The following is a 19404-nucleotide window of genomic DNA, read 5'->3' on the forward strand; positions in this document are numbered from 1 at the left end:
CTGGGGATTAGGGGTTCACAATGCACATTCTGGCTTCGACGGCTTCGGCCGTCGTGCTCTCGCTCGCGCTTGCCGCTCAGGCCGGGGCGACTTCGACCGCGATGAACGCAGACGGCGCCGCGGCGATCACCGGTGCCGAATCCGCAGCGGCGGAAGCGGCCGGGCTGGTCGATATCGTGGTGACCGCGACCAAGCGGGAAACCAATCTGCAGAAGACGCCGATCGCGATTTCGGTGGTCAACGACACGACGCTGGCGGATCGCCACGTCCAGAGCCTGCTCGATTTCGCCGACGGCGCCGTTCCGGGGTTGCGCGTCGCGACTTTCGAGGCGCGCCAGTCGGCGCTCACCATCGGCATTCGCGGCATCGTGCCGCTCGACGCCAACCAGCCGGCACGCGACCAGGGCGTCGGCGTCTATATCGACGGCGTCTATCTGGGCCGCCAGCACGGCCTCAACGCCGCGCTGATGGATATCGAGCGGATCGAGGTGCTGAAAGGGCCGCAGGGCACATTGTTCGGCCGCAATACGGAGGGCGGCGCGCTGAGCATGATCAGCAAGCTGCCGACCGGCCAATTCGGCCTGCGGATGAATGCCGGCGTCGGCAATTACGGCGCCTATAGCGGCGCGGTGCATCTCGACCTGCCGGAGTTCGCCAATTTCTCGGTGAAGCTCGACGGCGCGGTCCAGTATCGCAAGCCGACCGTGAGGAACCCGTTGCCGGGCGCGACCGGCTGGAACTATTATGACCGGCGTGGCGGCCGCGTGTCGGTACGCTGGAAGCCCAGCACCAACTTCACCGCCGACTATGCCTATGACAATAGCTACGACGCCAACTCGCCCTTCTACAGCCAGCTGCTGAACTACAATGTGCAGGGCCGGCCGATCGGCAACGGATCGAACGGCACCATCGCGCCGCTGCCGCCGATCGTCCAGGTGGGCGAGGATCGCATGACGGTGGCCGATATCGGCGTGCCGCAGCAGCCCAGCGTCGACAAGAGCTTCGGCCATATGCTGCGCCTCAGCTGGTCGGTCTCCCCCGATCTCGAGCTACGCTCGATCACCGCCTATCGCGAGCTCAGCGTCGAGCAATGGGATAATGCCGGCGGCGCGCACCGCGTGCCGGCCTTCGCCCCCAACGGCAATTTCAGCCGCTACAGCCTCGCGGGCCTCTGGCAGCACCAGGTGAGCCAGGAGTTCCAGGCGGTCGGCAGCCTCGGGCGGATCGATTATGTCGGCGGCCTCTATTATTTCCGCGAGCGGGCCGAGGACGATGCCTCGACGCCGAGCACCAACCGGTGGAATGCGGACGGCACCGGCTACACGATCAACGATCCGACGCCGACGATCCGCGGACACCGCTCGATCGATCGCGCCAGCGTCGCCTACACCACCAGCTATGCCGTCTACGGCCAGGCGACATGGACGCCGCCGCTCTGGAACGACATCGTCCATCTGACAGTCGGCGGCCGTTACACGCATGACGCCAAGCGCGGCCGGCTGTTCATCGTCAACAATGTCGCGACCGATTTCCGCTTTAAGACCAAGAACGATCGCTTCGATCCGATGGTGACGCTGGCGGTGGACGCGGCGCGCGACGTGAACCTCTATGCCAAGTTCGCGACCGGCTATCGCTCGGGCGGCGCAAGCTCGCGCTCGCTGACCTATCGTTCCTTCGGTCCGGAGGAGGTGAAGTCCTACGAGATCGGCGCGAAGACCGAGTTGTTCGACCGGCACCTGCGGTTCAACGTCGCCGGCTACATCATGGATCGCACCGGCAGCCAGATCGACTTCAGCCTGGTGACGCCGCAGGCCAACGGCTCGACACGCAACACGCTGGAGACGATCAATGCGCCCCGCACGACCAGGATTCGCGGCGTGGAAGTGGAGGCGACGGCGCGGCTGACCGATGCGCTGACCATCGGCGGCTCCTATGCTTATACCTATACGAAGATCCCGCCGACGGTGAATCCGTTCAACGGCGTGCTGCAGCCCGTGTACATCGTGTTCACGCCGCGCAACGCGGCAAGCGGATCGGTCGATTATCAGGTGCCGGTGGGCAATCTCACGGCGCGCCTGCATCTCGATGCCAATTATGCGCAGGCGACGCAGACCTTCGACCAGTTCGCGATCAAGGCCGACGCGTCCTTCGTGGTCAACGGGCGCCTGTCGCTGGCGGACATTCCACTTGGGGTAGGCAACACCAGGATGACGGTGTCGGTCTGGTCGCGGAACCTGTTCGACACTGAATATGTCTATCGGCGCGATCCGTCCAATCGGGCCACGCTGGGCGACTATGGCAATTTCAACGAGCCGCGCACCTTCGGCATCGAGGCGAGCTTGCGGATCTAGCGACCTATCTCCGAGCTTTGGGCGGTTGTTCCCGAGACTGAACCGCCCAAGGCGGCCAGGCCGTATAAACCCCTCGGCCTGGCTTGGGGGCGCCGCCCGCGCGGCGCCCCCTTTTTTTGGGGCGCCATCCCGTGCGCTGGGATGACGCGAAAGATTTCAGCCGAAATTCGCCATGCCCCCGTCGAGCGGCATGGTCGAGCCGGTCAGATAATGCGAATCCGGACCGACCAGGAACACCACCGCCCGGCCGATATCGTCCTTGGGATCGCCGATCCGGCCGAGCGCCACCTCCGAGGTGATCTTCTTGGCATCCTCGGGCGCGAACTTGATCCATTCCTCCAGCGCCGGCGTCAGCGAATAGGGGGCGATGGTGTTGATGCGGATATTGTCCTTGCCCCACTCCGCCGCAGCCGCGCGGGTGAGCGAGCGGATGCACTGCTTGACGCCGGCATAGGGGCCATATCCCGCCATGTCCCAGCGCTGCGACGAGGCGGTGGCGAAGTTCACGATCGCGCCGCCGCCGCGCTGCTTCATGTGCGGATGGCACGCCTTCATGTAGCGGAAGCTGGCGAGCGGGCCCGACTGGTACATCTCGTCGAACATCTGGTCGGTGGTCTCGAGCAGCGGGATGGTGGTGTAGACCGTCTGCGCATTGTTGATCAGGATATCGACGCCGCCGAACGCCTCGACGGTCTGCGCGACGTTGGACTCGATGTCCTCGGCCTTCATCACGTCGGCATGGATCGCCTTGACGCGCGTGCCCTTGGCGGCGAGCTCCGCCGCCACCTTCTCCACCTTGGAGAGGGTGCGTCCCGACAGCATCAGCGTGGCGCCCGCCTCCGCCAGCGCCTCGGCGATGCCCTTGCCGACGCCCTGCCCGGCGCCCGTGACGATCGCGACCTTGCCGTCCAAAATGCCCATATATCCTCTCCCTCGCGGTTTGCCTGCGTTGCTACGATGGCGGGGACGGGCGCGCCATCGCGGGCGCAGGCCATGCGCGGGGATCGGGCCATGAAATCCGAGGACAAAGCAAAGCCCCTCCCTTTCAAGGGAGGGGTTAGGGGGTGGGTGGCGTTCGGCGGGGCTCGATGCCCCGTCGGGCGCAATGGCGAAGGTTTCCAATGTGAGGCCCTTGAGCGCGCAGCCGCACTGCCCCACCCCAAGCCCTCCCCTGAAGGGGAGGGGCTTAGATTGTCATCCGCTCGACCTGCGCCCACGCCATCTCGGCCATGTCTCGCGTCCGCCGGCCCGCTTCGAGCGCGCGGTCGTTGGACGCATTGCCGTCGAGCGCGCGCTTGAGCACGCCCTGGCGGATGCTGGCGACGCGGAACATATTGTAGGCGATGGCGAATTCCCATTCGGCGGGATCGATCGCGTCCTGCCCCCGGCGACGCAGATAGGCGGCGATATGCTGCGCCTCGTCCGGCACGCCGATCGCGGCGAAATCGGTGCCGGCGAGGCCGCGGAACGCCTCGGGCGACAGCCGCCACGCCATCATATGATAGGCGAAGTCGGCCAGCGGATGACCGAGCGTCGACAATTCCCAATCCACCAGCGCGACGATGCGCGGCTCCTCGGGATGGAAGATCATATTGTCGATGCGATAGTCGCCATGGACGATAGCGGTCTCGTCGCCGGCGGGCAGATGTTCGGGCAGCCAGGCGATCAGCCGCTCCATCGCATCGATCGTCTCGGTCTCGGTGGCGCGATACTGCTTGGTCCAGCGGCCAATCTGGCGGGCATAATAATTGCCGGGCCTGCCATAATCGCCGAGGCCGACCGCCTCATGATCCACGCTGTGCAGCGCGGCGATCACCCGGGCGATGTCGGCATAGGCGGCGGCGCGCTCGTCCTTCGTGAGCTCCGGCAGGCGCGGGTCCCAGAAGGTGCGGCCGGCGACATGATCCATCACGAAGAACATCGCGCCGATCACGCTGTCGTCGGTACACAGCGCATGGGTACGCGCGACCGGCACGTCGGTATCGCGCAGCGCCGACATCACCCGATATTCGCGATCGACCGCATGGGCGGAAGGCAGGAGAACGCCGCCCGGTTTCTTGCGCACCACATAGCGCGGCTTGCCGTCGATGCTGACCGCGAAGGTGGGGTTGGACTGGCCGCCGGCGAATTTCTCGATCGAGAGCGTGCCGGTGTAATCCGCGACATTCGCCCGGATCCAGGCGGCGAGCCGGTCGATGTCGATCGCGTGCGGATCAGCCATATTTCTTGAGCTCGAGCTTGCCGACCTGCGCGCGGTGCACCTCGTCCGGCCCGTCGGCGAAGCGCAGCTTGCGGGCATGGGCATAGGATTGGGCGAGGATGAAATCCTGGCTGAGCCCGCCCGCACCATGCGCCTGGATCGCCCAGTCGATCACCTTGCCGGCCATCTCGGGCGCGATGAACTTGATCATCGCGATGTCCGCCTTGGCGACCTTGTTGCCCACCGTGTCCATCCGCCAGGCGGCGTGGAGGGTGAGCAGCCGCGCCTGATCGATCATCGCCCGCGCCTCGGCGAGGCGATCGAGCTGCACCCCCTGCTCGGCAAGCAGCTTGCCGAACGCGGTGCGCGACTTCAGCCGCTTGCACCACAGCTCCATCGCGCGCTCGGCGAGGCCGATCAGGCGCATGCAGTGATGGATGCGGCCCGGCCCCAGCCGCGCCTGCGCGATCTCGAAGCCGCGGCCTTCGCCGAGCAGCATGTTCGACGCCGGCACGCGGACATTCTCGAACAGGATTTCCATATGGCCGTGCGGCGCATCGTCATAGCCGAGCACGCTCATCGGCCGCAGGATCGAGATGCCGGGCGTGTCGCGCGGCACCAGGATCATCGACTGCTGCTTGTGGCGGGGCGCCTCGAAATCGGTCTTGCCCATGAAGATGAAGATCTTGCAGCGCTCCTCGCCCGCGCCCGAGATCCACCATTTGCGCCCGTTGATCACATAATCGTCCCCATCGCGCACGATCGAGGATTCGATGTTGGTCGCGTCGGACGAAGCGACCGCCGGCTCGGTCATCGCGAAGGCGGAGCGGATCTCCCCGGCGAGCAGCGGCTTCAGCCACCTCTCCTTATGCTCCTCGGTGCCGAACCGCTCGAGCGTCTCCATATTGCCGGTGTCGGGCGCGGAGCAGTTGAACACCTGGCTCGACCAGTGAACGCGGCCCATCTCCTCGCAGAGCGGGGCATAGTCGACATTGGTGAGCCCCGCGCCATGCCGCGATTCGGGTAGGAACAGGTTCCACAGCCCCGCCGCCTTGGCCTTCTCCATCAATTCGCCGAGGATCGCCGGCATCTCCCAGCGATCGGCGGCGACCTGATCGTAATAAAGCTGCTCGTTGGGATAGACATGCTCGGCCATGAAGGCGCGCAGGCGGTCGAGCAGGTCCTGCGCCTTGGGGGAGTGCTGGAAATCCATCGGACTGCGCTCCCTCAGCGATCGTAGAAGGTCTTGCCGGCGGCGGCGAGGCGATCGATCAGCGGCGAGGGCGTCCAATATTCCGCGCCGACACTGTCCCGGTAACGCAGCATCGCGTCGCGTACCTTGGCGAGGCCGATCTCGCCCGCCCACCACATCGGGCCGCCGGTGGTCGCCGGGAAGCCGAGGCCGTTCATCATAGCGACGTCGATATCGTCGGGCCGCGCGGCAATGCCTTCCTCGAGGATGTTCGCCCCTTCGTTGACCATCGCATAGACGCAGCGCTCGAGGATCTCCCGGTCGTCGATCGGCCGCTGGGCGATGCCGCGCGCCTTGGCATGGGCCTCGAGCAGCGCGTCGGTCTCGGGATCGGGCTGTGGCTTGCGGTCCTCGCCATAGCGATACCAGCCGGCGCCGGTCTTCTGGCCATAGCGGCCGCGCTCGTACATCTGGTCGACGAAATTGGCCGCCTTTTCGCGATCGGTGAGCCGCGCCATGCGCGCCTGGCGGGCGGCATATTGCACGTCGATGCCGGCCAGGTCGGCGAGCGCATAGGGGCCCATCGGGAAGCCGAAGCCGGCCAGCACCTTGTCGATCTGTGCGGGCTTGGCGCCTTCCTCCAGCATGAAGAAGCCCTCGCGCGAGCGCTTGGCGAGCATGCGGTTGACGATGAAGCCGTCGCACACGCCGGACAGCACCGGCAGCTTGCCGATCCGCTTGGCGAGCGCGGTGATGGTGGCGAGCACGTCCGGCGCGGTGCGTGCGCCGCGGACATTCTCCAGCAGGCGCATGACATGCGCCGGGTTGAAGAAGTGCATGCCGCAGACATCCGCAGGCCGGCCGCTGGCATCGGCCAGCGCGTCGATGTCGAGATAGGAGGTGTTGCTGGCGAGGATCGCGCCCGGCCGCGTCGCCGCGCCTAGCTTCGCGAACACGTCGCGCTTGACGTCCATCTCCTCGCTCACCGCCTCGACGACGAGGTCGACGTCGCCGAAACCGTCATAGACGAGCGTCGGCGTGATCAGCGCGAGGCGCGCATCGGCCTTCTCCTGGGAAAGGCTGCCGCGCTTGACGAGGCCGGCATAGGCCTTTCCGATCGTCGCCATCGCCTTGTCCAGCTTCTCCTGGCTGCGCTCCACGCCGATCACCGGCAAGCCGGCATTGGCGAAGACCATCGCGATGCCGCTGCCCATCGCGCCGAGGCCGACCACCGCCACCTTGCGCACCGCGCGCTCGGCGGTGTCGTCGGGCAGGCCCGCAATCTTGGTGACGGTGCGCTCCGACGCGAAATTATGGCGCATCGCGCGCGACTGGGGGCCGCTCATCAGCTCGCGGCAAATCTCGTTCTCGCGCACCAGCGCCTCGTCGAACGGCAGCGCATAGGCCGCCTCGATCGCGTCGATCACGCCCTGGGGCGCCAGATAACCGCGCTTCTTCTTGGCGAGGGTGGCGCGCGTCTCGGCGAGCAGCGCCTCGTCCCTGGGAGGCATCGGCAGGTCGCGCACCCGGCGCGGACCCTTGCCCTCGGCGATCAGTTTTTCCGCGAAGGCGATGGCGCCGGCTTCGAGATCGCCATCGACCAGCTCGTCAAGCGCGTTCAATTCCTTGGCCTTGGCCGCGGGCATGTCGTTGCCCTCGGTTGCCAGTGCGAGCGCCGGGGCGAGGCCGGTGAGGCGCGGCAGGCGCTGCGTGCCGCCGCAGCCGGGGATGATGCCGAGCTTCACCTCGGGCAGGCCGATCGCGGATCCGGCGGCGGCGACGCGATAATGGCAGGCGAGCGCGATCTCCAGGCCACCGCCCAGCGCCTTGCCATGGATCGCGGCGACGACCGGTTTGGACGCGCCCTCCAGCCGCGCGGCGACCTCGCCGAGCTGCGGCTCCAGCATCGGCTTGCCGAATTCCTTGATGTCCGCGCCCGACACGAAGCTCTTGCCGGCGCAGATCACGACCAGCGCGCCGAGATCGGCATCCTGCTCCAGTCGCGCGACCGCCTCGACCAGGCCGGCGCGCACGCCATGCGAGGCGGCGTTGACCGGCGGATTGTCGATCGTGGCGACCAGCACGCGCCCGGCGGTCTTCGTCGTTACCATCGTGCTCATCGCTTATTCTCCCTTGCCCACGGTCAGCACGACCTTGCCCTTGACCTTGCGGTCCATCACCTGGCGCAGACCCTCCACCGCACTCTCCAGCGTGTAGGTCTCCGAAATATGCGGCCGCAGCTTGCCCTCGCCCTGCAGCGCGAACAGCTCGGCGATGTTGCCGGCGTGGCGCTCCGGATCGGCCTTGAGCGCGTCGCCCCAATAGACGCCGAGGATGCTCGAGCTTTTGAGCAGCAGCAGATTGGCGGGAAATTTGGGGATGGCGCCGGCCGCGAAGCCGACCACGAGGTAGCGCCCTTCCCAGGCGAGGCAGCGTATCGCTTCCTCGGCCAGCGCGCCGCCGACCGGATCGTAGATCACGTCGACGCCGCGGCCGCCGGTGAGCGCCTTCACCGTGTCGCGCAGGCCGCCCTCGGAATAATCGATCAGCTCGTCCGCGCCATACTCCTTGGCCAGCGCCAGCTTCTCCGCGCTGGAGGCGGCGGCGATCACATGCGCGCCCATCACCTTGCCGAGCTCGACCGCGGTGAGGCCGACGCCGCCCGCCGCGCCGAGCACCAGCAGCGTCTCGCCCGGCTTGATCCGGGCGCGGTCCTTCAGCGCGTGATAGGAGGTGCCGTAGGTGATCAGGAAGCCTGCCGCGGTGACGAAATCGACCGCCTCGGGCAGCGGGTAGGTCTGGTTCGCGGGCGCCGAGACCGCCTCGGCATAACCGCCGACCCGGCAGAAGGAGGCGACGCGGTCGCCCGGCTTGAAACCGGTCACGCCCTCTCCGACAGCGCGGATCCGGCCCGAGACCTCGCTGCCCGGCGAGAAGGGGAAGGGTGGCTTGGTCTGGTACTTGCCCTGCACCATCAGCCCGTCGAGGAAGTTCACGCCGGTGGCGGCGACGTCGATCACCACCTCGCCCGGATCCGCGGCCGGCGCGTCGATCGATTCGAGACGAAGCTCATCGATGGGGGCGAACGATCGGCAGAGCATCGCTTTCATGTGCATCCCTCGAAACAGTCTTTTCAAACGAGCGTTTGCGCGCGATAGAGGGCTTCGTCAAGCGCATGCTGATGGCAAGGAGACGGACGACGGCCAGATTGCAACTGGGGGGAACGGATCGGCCTGGGAGCGAACCTGACGTGCGCCGGCGCCTGTTCCTGTCAGCCGAGCGGCTCATCGCCGAACATGGCTTCGAGCTGGTCTCTTCGCGCGACATCACCTCCGATGCGAGCGCCAACATCGCCGCGATCAACTATTATTACGGCTCGAAGCTGGCGCTGCTCGTCGACATCTTCCGCGCCCGCGCGGCCGAGCTCAACGGTGAGCGCAAGGCGTTGCTCAAAGCCGCGCTGGCGCAGCAGGCACCGCGCATCGACGATATCCTGCGCGCGCTGATCGAGCCGGCGATCCTGTGGCACGATCCGGAACGCCAGACCGCGCTGCGCTATCTCAATCGGGCGCGCGGCGAAGGGCCGCCCGAGATGCAGGCGATCCTCCAGAACGACGTCGGCCATCTCGCCCGCTTCGTCGATGCGATCGAGAGTGTCTGTCCGGCGCTTCCGCGGGAAGAGATCGTCTGGAAGCTGCATTTTTCGCTGGGCGTGCTGCACCATAACAGCGCGGCGGATTACCGGCGGCTCGAAAATCTGTCGGGCGGGGCATGCGATCCGGGCGATCGCGAGCGCCTGCTCGAGCGAACCCTGGCGTTCATATCTGCGGGTTTTCTGGCTTAGAGAGCATCGTGCGGAAAAGTGGAAACCGGCTTTTCCGCGCAAAGGATGCGACCACAAAGGCTTGGAGCACGCTGTGCGCTTCCCATATCGCGCAGCTTGCTGTCGTCTTCATTCCTGCCAGTTTCCGGGTGGGCAGGGAGGAATCGCACAAGCTTCCATTCTTCCGCATAACGCACGCAGATTGGCTTGAAACCCTGCCCTGACGAAGGTGCCTCCCACAAGAGGGAGAAGCCGGAATGGCAATCAAGGTCATCGTCTGGGGTACCGGCAGCGTCGGGCGCATCGCGCTGCGCGAGGTGATCCGCAACAAGGAGACGTTCGAGCTGATCGGCGTCAAGGTCTATGGCGATGGCAAGATCGGCAAGGATGCCGGCGAATTGAGCGGCGAGGCGGCGACGGGGATCGCCGCCGTGAAGGAATTGGCGGAGCTGCCCCTCGATGCGGCGGATTGCGTGCTCTATTGCCCGATGGTCGTCGACTATGACGATATCGCCGCGCTGCTGCGCAGGGGCGTGAACGTCGTCACCACCGCGAGCCACGTCTATCCCAAATATTACGGTCCCGAGATCTACGGGAAGATCGACGCGGCGGGCAAGGAAGGCGGCGCCAGCTTCCACGGATCAGGGATCAACCCCGCCTTCATGAGCGAGATATTGCCGCTCACCGTTTCCGGCCTGTCGCATCAGGCCAAGCGCATCACCGTGCGCGAGGTGTCGGACGTCAATCACTACGCATCGACCGCGCCCGAGATCATGTGCGACCATATCGGCTTCGGCAAACCGCCCGAGGAAGCGAAGAAAGCCGACGATTTCCTCAAGGGTATGACCGCCTATTTCAGCGAATCGATGCTCGCCATCGCCGATCATCTCGGCGTCGTGCTGGAGCGGATCGAGGAGCATCATCAGGTCGCGACCACCAACGAGCGGATCGTGCTCGCCAATGGCCGGGTGATCGAGCCCGGCACGGTCGGCTGCACCCTGTTCGAATGGCATGGCATCGTGAACGGCGCCGCGCGCATCATCCTGTCCACCTTCTGGAAGCTGACGACCAACCTCACCCCCGCCTGGGACGTGACGTCGAGCGACCTCGTCGAATGGACGGTGACGATCGAGGGCACGCCCTCCTTCCGCTGCATGGTCGCGACGGGGGCGAGCTTCGATCCGGACTCGCCCGAATATGGCAAGGGCGGCGAGGTGGCGGCGGTGGTCGGCACCGCCGTCCACGCGGTCAATGCGGTGCCCTATGTGGTCGCCGCCGCGCCCGGCATCCGGACCTTCCTCGACCTTCCGCTCATAGCCAGCGCCGGCGCGCTGCGCGGCTGAGACGCACATCAAGGGAACATCATATGGCACTCGAGAGACTGAGACTGGACGGGCAGGTCGCGATCATCACCGGCGCCGGGCGCGGCGTCGGCCGCGGTATCGCGACCGTGTTCGCCGAGGCGGGCGCGACGATCGTCTGCAGCGCGCGCACCCGCACCGAGATCGACGAGACGGTGGCGATGATCGAGGCGGCCGGCGGCAAGGCGGTCGCGGTGACCGCGGACGTGATGAAGAAGGCCGATCTCGACGCGCTCGTCGCGACCACGATGGAGCGGTTCGGCCGCATCGACATCGTCGTCAACAATGCCGGCGGCATCGTCTACCGCCCCTTCCTGGAGATCAGCGAGGAGGAATTCCGCTTCCATTTCGACTGGAACACCACCTCTTCCTTCCTGCTCAGCCAGGCCGCCGCGCCGCACATGCTGAAGGCGGGCAGGGGATCGATCATCAACATCTCGTCCGGGGCGGGCCATCTCGGCATTCGCGGCATGCTCTCCTATTGCGTCGCCAAGGGCGCTACCGAGCAGCTGACCCGCGCGCTGGCGCAGGAACTGGCGCCCAAGATCCGCGTAAACTGTCTGGCACTGGGGGCGATCATGACGCCGGCGCTGCAGCAGACCTTCGACATGCAGGAAGGCTATCGCGACAAGCTGGAGGCGCTGACTCCGCTCAAGACCGTCGGCACGCCCGAGGACATCGGCATGGCGGCGCTCTATCTGTGCAGCGAGGGCTGCTATGCCACCAGCGCGATCTATCATATCGACGGCGGCCTGCAGGATACCAACCTGCCGTTCCGGCTGCCGGATCTGTGAGATCGGGCGGGGAGCGAAAAAAGCGAGGATGTTCCCCTTCCTCGTCATCCCGGCGAAAGCTGGGATCGCTCTCGACGACGAGCCGAATGCAATTGGAGAGCGACCCCAGCTTTCGCTGGGGTGACGGGTTGTGAAGGAGGAGCCAGCATGAGCATCGAGCGCAACAAGCAGACCGCCCTCGCTTTCCTCGCGTCGCTGTCGACCGGCCAGCCCGACGCCAGCCTGCTCGACGACGACGCGCATTGGTGGGTGCCGGGCATGGGCACGATCGACCGCGCCGGCTTCTTCGCCATCTCCGACGCCTTCCAGAGCTTCGCCAAGGAGCCGGTGACGATGGAGATCAGCGCCGTCACCGCCGAGGAGGACCGGGTCGCGATCGAGGCGAGCGGCCGCACCGAGCTCAAGGATGGGCGCATCTACGCCAACACCTATCATTTCCTGTTCCGCCTGCGCGACGGCAAGATCTTCGAGGCGCGCGAGCATAATGATTCGCAGGTGCCGGCGGCGCTGTTCGGCAGCGCGTTCAAGGAAAGCGTGGGCTGAGACCACCGCCGTCAGGATGACGAGAACGAACGGGGAGACGAAGCATGAAGCGCCTCGAAGGCAAGGTGGCGGTGATGGCGGGCGGGGCCGGCGGCATCGGCACCGGCTGCTCGAAGCGGCTGGCGCAGGAAGGCGCGCGTGTCGTGGTCGGCGATCTCGACGGCGCGGCGGCCGAGGCGGTCGCCGCCCAGATCGCCGAGGCCGGCGGCCAGGCGATCGGCGTCGCGCTCGACCTCGCCGACCCGGCCAGCGTCGCCGCCCTCTTCGATCGCGCGGTGGCGACCTATGGCGGCGTCGACGCGGTGCATTGCAACGGCGCGGCGATCGCCGACATCGCCTCCGACCTCGACGCGCTGGAGGTGGACCTGGCGCTGTGGGACCACACGCTCGCGGTCAACCTCACCGGCTATCTGCTCTGCACCCGCGCCGCCGTGCCGCTGATGCTGGAGCGCGGCGGCGGGGCGATCGTCTACACCAGTTCTGGCGCCGGCATATCGGGCGAGAAGACCCGCGTCGCCTATGGCGTCTCCAAGGCCGGGGTGAACGCCCTCGCCCGCCACGTCGCGCTGCGCTGGGGCAAGCAGGGCATCCGCGCCAACTGCGTCTCGCCGGGCCTCGTCCTGACCCCGGCCGCGCGCGCCAATGCGGCGGACCGGCTGGACCTGCTCCTGTCGCTCACCTCCAGCCCGCGGCTCGGCGAGCCCGAGGACATCGCCGCGATGGTGGCGATGCTGGTCTCGCCCGACGGGGAATGGATCAACGGCCAGACCTATGTCGTCGACGGCGGCATGCTGATGCGGTGAGCGGGCGCGAGCGAGCGCAATTCACTCCACCCGTTTGGGTTGAGCTTGTCGAAGCCGTCCCTTTCTGCTGCTGCCGGGGAGGTTGCAAACGACGCCCTTCCACCTCGTCATCCCAGCGAAAGCTGGGATCACTCCCAACCACGAGCCAGGTGTCTCTGGAGAGCGACCCCAGCTTTCGCTGGGGTGACGAAGCAAATAAGCGCTCGCTATCCTAAGCTACCGTAAACACAGGATAATCGATCAGCCCCTTAGCCCCGCCGCCATAATAATGCCCCAGCTCCGGCACCGCGATCGGTGCGCCCTTGCGCAGCCGGTCCGCAAAATCCGGATTGGCGATAAACCCACGCCCGAAGGCGAATAGATCCGCCAGTCCCTTGTCGAGCGCCTGGATCGCCAGCGCCAGGGTCAGGTCCCCTGCCGCCATGATCGGCCCCGAGAAACGCTCGCGCATGTAGCGATAGGGATAGACCTCGCCGAGATCGATCTCCCCGAGCCCGTCCTGCGTCATCGGCCGGCCGAGATTGACGTAGGACAGCGTCGTCTGGAAATGCAGATAGGCGAGGCCCATGCGATCCAGCACGCCGAGCAGGTGACCGTAGGTCTCGTCCACCGTCTCGTCGTCGATGTCGTTATAGCTGATGCGCGGCGCGAGCTTCACCGCGGTACGGCCGGCGCCGAACACCCTGGCCAGCCGCTCGGTCGCCTCGATCACGAAGCGGGCGCGCTTCTCCGGCGTGCCGCCATAGGCGTCGTCGCGCCGGTTGGTGTTGCTGGCGAGGAACTGGTTGGGCAGATAGCCCGACGCCGCATGCAGCTCGATCCCGTCGAAGCCGGCCGCCTTGCTGTTCTCCGCCGAGCGCTCGATCCGGTCGAGCAGCGCGCCGATCTCCGCCGTCGACAGCGCCTGCGGCATGCCCATGCGCTGCATCCCCTGCTCGCGCGTCAGGATCTGGAAATCGGCCTGGATCGCGGAGGGTGCGACCGACGGCACGCCGGGATTGTTGAGCGGATGGCCGACCCGCCCGCAATGCATGAGCTGCAGATAGATGCGCCCGCCGCGCGCATGGACCGCGTCGGTCACCCGCTTCCATGCCGCGGTCTGCGCCTCGGTCTCGATGCCGGGCGTGTCGAAATAGCCCTTGCCCTCGATCGAGGGAAACACGCCTTCGGTGATTACCAGCCCGGCCGAGGCGCGTTGGGCATAATATTCGACGACGATATCGCCGGGTACGCCGGTCTCGTCGGTGCGGGCGCGCGTCATCGGCGCCATGACGATGCGGTTGGGCAGGGTGAGATCGCCGATGGTGACGGGATCGAAGAGGGTCGGCACGCAAATCTCCTGATAGGCCACGCGGGCCGCAGCCCGGCCCGGCACGACAATGCCCGGCGCCGCGGCAAAAGCGGCACCGGGCATGCTGTGAATCTGCGTGAATCTTTGCCGATCAGCCCACAGAGGCGTCGATCGACCAGGCCCAGTCCTCACCCGGCCCGCGCTCGAAGCCGAGATGGGCGGCGAGGTCGCCAATCTGCCAGTCGAGATAATCCTCCCAATCGACCATGAAGAGCGGCTTCTTCAGCGCCTGGCCGGCGGCGATGCCGCGGCGCATTGCGTCCAGCTCGAACGGCATCAGGTCCGGATAGTGCAGCGACACGCGATAATAGCCGGTCGCCTGCACGAACATCGTGCTTTCCGACATATATTTGGCGAGGGCAGGCGTGAAATAGCCGTAGTTGGACGTGGTGTTCATGATCGCCAGCGCGGATTCGCCGAGTTCGTGCGGGCCGAAGCCGGTGACGAGATGCTCGATGTCGTGGCTCGCGACGCGGCGCTTGATCGAATATTCGAGGTCGTTGCGCGGATCCTCGCCCTTCATCATGAACTGCATCTCCATCCCGGTCTTCTCGATGAAGTCGCGGATGGCGGCGCCGAGCGTGCCGGGCGCATGATGCTGCATCGTCGCCGGATCATAGACGGTGTAGCGCCGCGCGGCGAGCCAGGCGGCGAATTCGGGTTTCTTCGCCTTCTCCTCCTCGAACAGCCGGCCGAACTCCTCGGTGTCGAGCACCTCGTTGATCGCGCGGATCATGTTCGGGATCAGATAGGTCTCGGGCAGGTCGCGGCCGTGGCGGCGCAGCGCGAACTGCGAGAAGACGTCCCGATAATAGGGGTTGTTGAGATATTTGGAGTTGGAGATTAGCACGCTGGAGGTGACCGGCTCGTTCGCGCCGGTCATGTAGCGCGCCTCGTCCGGGCGATAGGATGGCGGCGCGTCGGCTGGTGCGGTGACCGGTTCGGCGGCCTCGGGGGCGGTTGCGAGATCCATGGATAATCCCTCCTCAATTTATAGCATTAGTCGGTAGCCGCGATCTTCATCTTCCCCGTTCATGCTGAGCTTGTCGAAGCACTTCCTTCTTGATCACGGGAGAAGAAAGAAAAGGGCTTCGACAAGCTCAGCCCAAACGGGGAGGTTTCGGCACTCGATATTACTCCGCAGCCTGGGCCAGCGGCGCGACCGTCGGCCCGATATACTCGCCCGGGAAATTGCCGGTGAAGGCGCCCCGGTCGAAGGTCGCGATGCCGTTGACCAAGGTGAGCCGCATCGGCGCCGGCGCGCGCGTGTAGCGATAGGTGCGCCCGCCCTCGCCGTCCGGCACGTCCCAGGCGCGTTCGTCGGGACGCCGCTCGATCTCGGCGAGGTCGAACACGGCGATGTCCGCCTGCTTGCCGACCTTGATCTCGCCGCGATCGACGAGGCCGAAATGGCCGGCGATCTTGCCGGTCATGATGTGCACGGCCTCTTCGATCGTCAGCTGCTTGCGCTCGCGCACATATTTGGTGAGCATCAGCACATTGTCGCCGACGCCGCAGAACATCTTGCCATGCGCGCCGGCATCCGAGATGTTGCCGATCGACTTGGGATCGCGGAACAGCGCGTCGAGCGCCTCCTCATGATTGGGCCAGTCGTCGAGCCGCAAGGTCGAGCCGACGCCGTTCAGGATCAGCCAATGGGCCAGCGCGTCGGACGGATGGTTGAAGCCCTCCTGCCGCATATAGGCGGAGAGCTTGAGCCCGGTCGGCCCCGCGCCGGTGTCGCTTTCGAAGAGCAGTATCTCGTCGGGCTTCGACATCGGCGATTGCGGAAAGATCTGGTCCCAGGATTCACGCGCGCGGGCCAGCCATTCCGCGTCTTCGAGCAGCGCGAGCTTCTCTTCTTCGGTCTTGGCGGCGACAACATCGTTCCAGACATAGGCGTTGGACTGGGCGAAGACGAGCGACGAGAGGAAATTCACCACCGTCGTCGGCGACAGATGATGATAGCCCATCCAGATATCGAGCCCGTCGGCCTTGCGCTTCTCGTGCGACGCGAGCGCATCGGGAATGCAGAAGGACTGGAATTCCAGCGTCGGGACACCGCCCGCCACCTGGATGCGGATGCCCTTGCCGCGCGCGATCTCGCCGATCCGCGCCATCGAGGCAGGGCCGGTCATGCGCATGAAATGGTCGACGATCACCTGCAAGGTGCGGCCGGGATAGCGCGCCAGCACGTCCATCAGCGCCGCGAACTCGGCATCGTCGGCGCGCAGCGTCGGCACCGGACGATCCCGGCTGTCATGGTCGAGCAGGTTGGAGGAGAGGCCGAGCGCGCCGGCATCGAGCGCATCCTCGAGATGCGCGCACATCGCCTTGATCTCGTCCGGCGTCGCGGCGCGGTCCCATGCTTCCATGCCCATCACCGCAAGGCGGATCGCAATATGGCCGACAAAGGCGGCGTAGTTGACCGGGATCTTCACGTTGCGCTCGAGCGAGGCCTTGTATTCGCTCCACTTGCGCCAGTCCCACGGCAGCAGATTAAGGAACGGCTTGTCGGGAATATCCTCGAAGAAGGAGAAGATGTCGACCATCTCCTTGCGCACCACCGGATCGTCATGGACCGGCGCCGCCGCGAAACCGCAATTGCCGTTGACCGAAGTGGTGACGCCATAGCCTGGCATCGGCTCCATCGTCGGCATCCACCACATCGGCCCATCGAAATGGTTGTGCGATTCGATGAAGCCGGGCGTCACGTAGCAGCCGGCCGCATCCACCACACGCTCGCGCGGTTCGGGCTGAAGGTCCGGGCCGATCTCGGCGATCAGGCCGTGCTTCACGCGGACGTCCGCCGCATAGGCCGGCGCGCCGGTGCCGTCGACGACCGTCCCGCCCTTGATCAAGAAAGTACGCTGCATGGAATCTGCCTCTCCTGGCGTGTAATCGTGCCAGGCGCAGGCCATCCGCCCCTCGGCCGCCTCGGCACGAAGGGTCTGCTATCATGTATGTTACAGTGCGTAAAGGACTATGTGGTCCGTTCGCCGGCTGGATCGTTCCGTTCGACGAAATCGACGAAGCGGCGGGCCAGTGCGGGGAGCAGCAATTCCCGCTCCACCATCGCGAAATCGACCGCCAGGCTGCTCAGATGCTCCATTATCTCGTGGACCAGCAGCCAAGCCTCGGTCCAGCGCTCACGCGCCTTCTGGCCGGTGCCCTGCGCCCCGGCAAAGGCGGGGATGCGCGCCGCCAGATTCTCGATGATGTCGGACACGAACTCGCGCACCTGGAGCAGGAAGGAAGGCTCTATCATGCCGATCTCGGAGAAGGTGCGCAGCACGTTGCGCTGCGCCCGGAAGGATTCGTACATCGAATCCAGCCAGCGCAGCACGGCCTCGGGATCGCGCGCGTCGGCCCCGTCGATCTGCTGCCAATAAGGCAGGGTCATTTCGCGGCGATCGCCGAAATAGGCCATGGCGATGGCGAGCTTGCTGTCAAAATGGCGATAGAAGGTCTGCCGGCTGACCCCGGCCTGCTGCGCGATATCGTCCACCGAAGGCGCCATATAGCCTTCGCGTTCGAACACGATCGCGGCGGCCTCCATCAGGCGCCGACGTGTTTCCTCTTTCTGTGCGCGGGCAAAGGCCCCCAGCGCCGCGACCGCCTTGCTTTCAACCATGGCCGCTTCCTTGCAGGAAAACGGGCGCGGGAAAAGGGGCGCGATCGAACAGGCGGCACCGGGCGCGTTCGCGACGCTCCCGGCTACGCGAAACGGATGAATGGAAAGAGCGTCGACAGATCCAGCCCCGACGGGCGAGAAATCTTCCTACGCCGCCTTGGAATAGCCCGCATACATCGGCAGATCGGTGCGCGGCCGATAGAATTGGCTGTACCAGCGGCGCGCCTGCAGGATCGGGCCGTCGCCGTTGACGAGCAGCGGGTTGGTCACCCAGCTCTTATTCTCCCAGATGTCGGCATCCTGGAAGAAGCTGTCCTGCCCGTGCTGGACCATCGCCTCGATCTTGTCGGCATCCAGCCCGGCGCGCTTGTCGATCATCAGGCCGAAGAAGATCTGCAGATTCTGCTTGTCGATCGGCGTGTGGCCGACGAGCATGATCGTGTCGATCTCGGTATAGAGATAGGTCAGCAGATAGCCCGGGCCATGATAGACGGCGTCGGTGGAGAGCAGCCCGTCGTCGCCATAGGACATGGCCGATGGCCCGTGCTGATGCTGGATCGCCATGTGGCGATCGAACTTCACCGAGAAATCGGTGACGTGCATCTGGTGGACCGGGCCGAAATGGGTGGCGTCGGCGATATTGTCGATCACCTCATGCTGCTGCGTCTTCATCTGGCGCAGGCGCACGTCCCAATGCAGCCAGTTCTCGGTGTCGTGCCATTCGGGGATCTGCGGGATCTCGTAATTGGGCTCGAGCCCCTCCGGATCGTTCCACAGGAAGATCAGGCCGTTGACCTCATGGACCGGATAGGACTGCACCTTCGCTGCCGGTGGGATGATCTTGGAATAGGGGATATGCGTGCATTTGCCGCTGGCCCCGAATTCCCAATGGTGGAAGGGACACTGGATCGCATCGCCCTTGATCTTGCCGCCGAAGCCGAGATGCGCGCCCATATGGGGGCAGACCGCATCCATGATGACGACCTGATCCTTGCTGTCGCGATAGCCGACCATCTTGCGCCCGAAATAATAGAGCGGCGTCGGCGTCTCGTTGTTGAACTCCTTCGAGGCGCCGACGATGAACCAGCCGCGCGGATAGTCGAACAGGAATTCGGGGACGATGCTGGTGACGCTCACTTGGAGTCTCCTACCGATCTGTCGTTGAGGCGCCGCCCGCCGCCGATGCAGGGCGCGACAGCCTGTCTCGCGCGAGATTGCGCGCGGGGAGGGCCGATGTCAACGATTCAGGCCATGCAATGCGTAGAATATCGGCACCTCAATGGACGGGTTCATCGCAATGCTTGACCATATCACGATTGAAAACGTAACGCTTTGTCCTATTCGTAACGAGA

16 protein-coding genes are annotated in these 19404 nt (G+C 65.6%); 6 read left to right on the plus strand and 10 right to left on the minus strand.

The features are described 5' to 3' along the window. The first annotated feature begins 20 nt into the window (after nt 1-20). Nucleotides 21-2351, plus strand: coding sequence for a TonB-dependent receptor (locus GQY20_RS00635; protein WP_157215109.1), 2331 nt, complete (start codon nt 21-23; stop codon nt 2349-2351). A gap of 156 nt (nt 2352-2507) precedes the next feature. Here GQY20_RS00635 and GQY20_RS00640 read toward each other — a convergent pair whose 3' ends face one another. The 5 genes from GQY20_RS00640 to GQY20_RS00660 form a co-directional block, all read right to left on the minus strand. Beyond that, the gene (locus GQY20_RS00640; RefSeq protein ID WP_157215110.1) at nt 2508-3272 is read right to left on the minus strand and encodes an SDR family NAD(P)-dependent oxidoreductase; all 765 of its coding nucleotides are present in this window, start codon (nt 3270-3272) and stop codon (nt 2508-2510) included. Nucleotides 3273-3537: 265 nt separating this feature from the next. Then, the gene (locus tag GQY20_RS00645) at nt 3538-4572 is read right to left on the minus strand and encodes a phosphotransferase (RefSeq protein WP_198350798.1); all 1035 of its coding nucleotides are present in this window, start codon (nt 4570-4572) and stop codon (nt 3538-3540) included. Next, nucleotides 4565-5764 carry an acyl-CoA dehydrogenase family protein gene (locus GQY20_RS00650; RefSeq protein WP_157215112.1) on the minus strand — a complete coding sequence of 400 codons (1200 nt, stop codon included), beginning with the start codon at nt 5762-5764 and terminating at the stop codon, nt 4565-4567. The genes GQY20_RS00645 and GQY20_RS00650 overlap by 8 nt, the downstream gene beginning before the upstream one ends. 14 nt (nt 5765-5778) lie before the next feature. Further along, complete coding sequence (locus tag GQY20_RS00655) at nt 5779-7863, minus strand: 3-hydroxyacyl-CoA dehydrogenase NAD-binding domain-containing protein (RefSeq protein ID WP_157215113.1); 2085 nt, start codon at nt 7861-7863, stop codon at nt 5779-5781. A gap of 3 nt (nt 7864-7866) precedes the next feature. Then, nucleotides 7867-8853, minus strand: a complete 987-nt coding sequence (locus GQY20_RS00660) for an NADPH:quinone oxidoreductase family protein (protein ID WP_157215114.1) — start codon at nt 8851-8853, stop codon at nt 7867-7869. A gap of 140 nt (nt 8854-8993) precedes the next feature. On the opposite strand from GQY20_RS00660, the gene GQY20_RS00665 reads away from it, so the two are divergent. The 5 genes from GQY20_RS00665 (at nt 8994) to GQY20_RS00685 (ending at nt 13067) form a co-directional block, all read left to right on the plus strand. Then, nucleotides 8994-9587, plus strand: a complete 594-nt coding sequence (locus tag GQY20_RS00665; RefSeq protein ID WP_157215115.1) for a TetR/AcrR family transcriptional regulator — start codon at nt 8994-8996, stop codon at nt 9585-9587. A 236-nt stretch (nt 9588-9823) separates the two neighbouring features. Then, a complete protein-coding gene (locus GQY20_RS00670; RefSeq protein WP_157215116.1) occupies nt 9824-10909 on the plus strand; it encodes an NAD(P)H-dependent amine dehydrogenase family protein in 1086 nt (361 codons plus the stop codon). 23 nt (nt 10910-10932) lie between these two features. Further along, complete coding sequence (locus GQY20_RS00675; RefSeq protein ID WP_157215117.1) at nt 10933-11721, plus strand: SDR family NAD(P)-dependent oxidoreductase; 789 nt, start codon at nt 10933-10935, stop codon at nt 11719-11721. 147 nt (nt 11722-11868) lie between these two features. Continuing rightward, nucleotides 11869-12264 (plus strand): nuclear transport factor 2 family protein, encoded by a 396-nt coding sequence (locus GQY20_RS00680; RefSeq protein WP_157215118.1) that lies wholly within the window; start codon nt 11869-11871, stop codon nt 12262-12264. A gap of 44 nt (nt 12265-12308) precedes the next feature. Continuing rightward, entirely contained in the window at nt 12309-13067 is a 759-nt protein-coding gene (locus GQY20_RS00685; RefSeq protein ID WP_157215119.1) for an SDR family NAD(P)-dependent oxidoreductase, read from the plus strand. A 211-nt stretch (nt 13068-13278) separates the two neighbouring features. Here the strand turns inward: GQY20_RS00685 and GQY20_RS00690 are convergent, their stop codons facing one another. The 5 genes from GQY20_RS00690 to GQY20_RS00710 all read right to left on the minus strand — a co-directional run bounded on the left by GQY20_RS00690 (nt 13279) and on the right by GQY20_RS00710 (nt 19189). Then, on the minus strand, nt 13279-14481 hold the full coding sequence (locus GQY20_RS00690) for an alkene reductase (protein WP_198350799.1): 1203 nt from the start codon (nt 14479-14481) through the stop codon (nt 13279-13281). Between the two features lie 28 nt (nt 14482-14509). Beyond that, entirely contained in the window at nt 14510-15391 is an 882-nt protein-coding gene (locus tag GQY20_RS00695) for a Coq4 family protein (protein WP_157215120.1), read from the minus strand. Between the two features lie 160 nt (nt 15392-15551). After that, nucleotides 15552-17294 carry an N-acyl-D-amino-acid deacylase family protein gene (locus tag GQY20_RS00700; RefSeq protein WP_157215121.1) on the minus strand — a complete coding sequence of 581 codons (1743 nt, stop codon included), beginning with the start codon at nt 17292-17294 and terminating at the stop codon, nt 15552-15554. A gap of 107 nt (nt 17295-17401) precedes the next feature. Beyond that, nucleotides 17402-18052 carry a TetR/AcrR family transcriptional regulator gene (locus GQY20_RS00705; protein ID WP_157215122.1) on the minus strand — a complete coding sequence of 217 codons (651 nt, stop codon included), beginning with the start codon at nt 18050-18052 and terminating at the stop codon, nt 17402-17404. 147 nt (nt 18053-18199) lie between these two features. After that, nucleotides 18200-19189, minus strand: a complete 990-nt coding sequence (locus GQY20_RS00710) for a Rieske 2Fe-2S domain-containing protein (RefSeq protein ID WP_157215123.1) — start codon at nt 19187-19189, stop codon at nt 18200-18202. Nucleotides 19190-19404: the final 215 nt, after the last annotated feature.

Origin of the sequence: Flavisphingomonas formosensis (genome assembly GCF_009755815.1) — a bacterium.
GTDB lineage: Bacteria > Pseudomonadota > Alphaproteobacteria > Sphingomonadales > Sphingomonadaceae > Flavisphingomonas > Flavisphingomonas formosensis.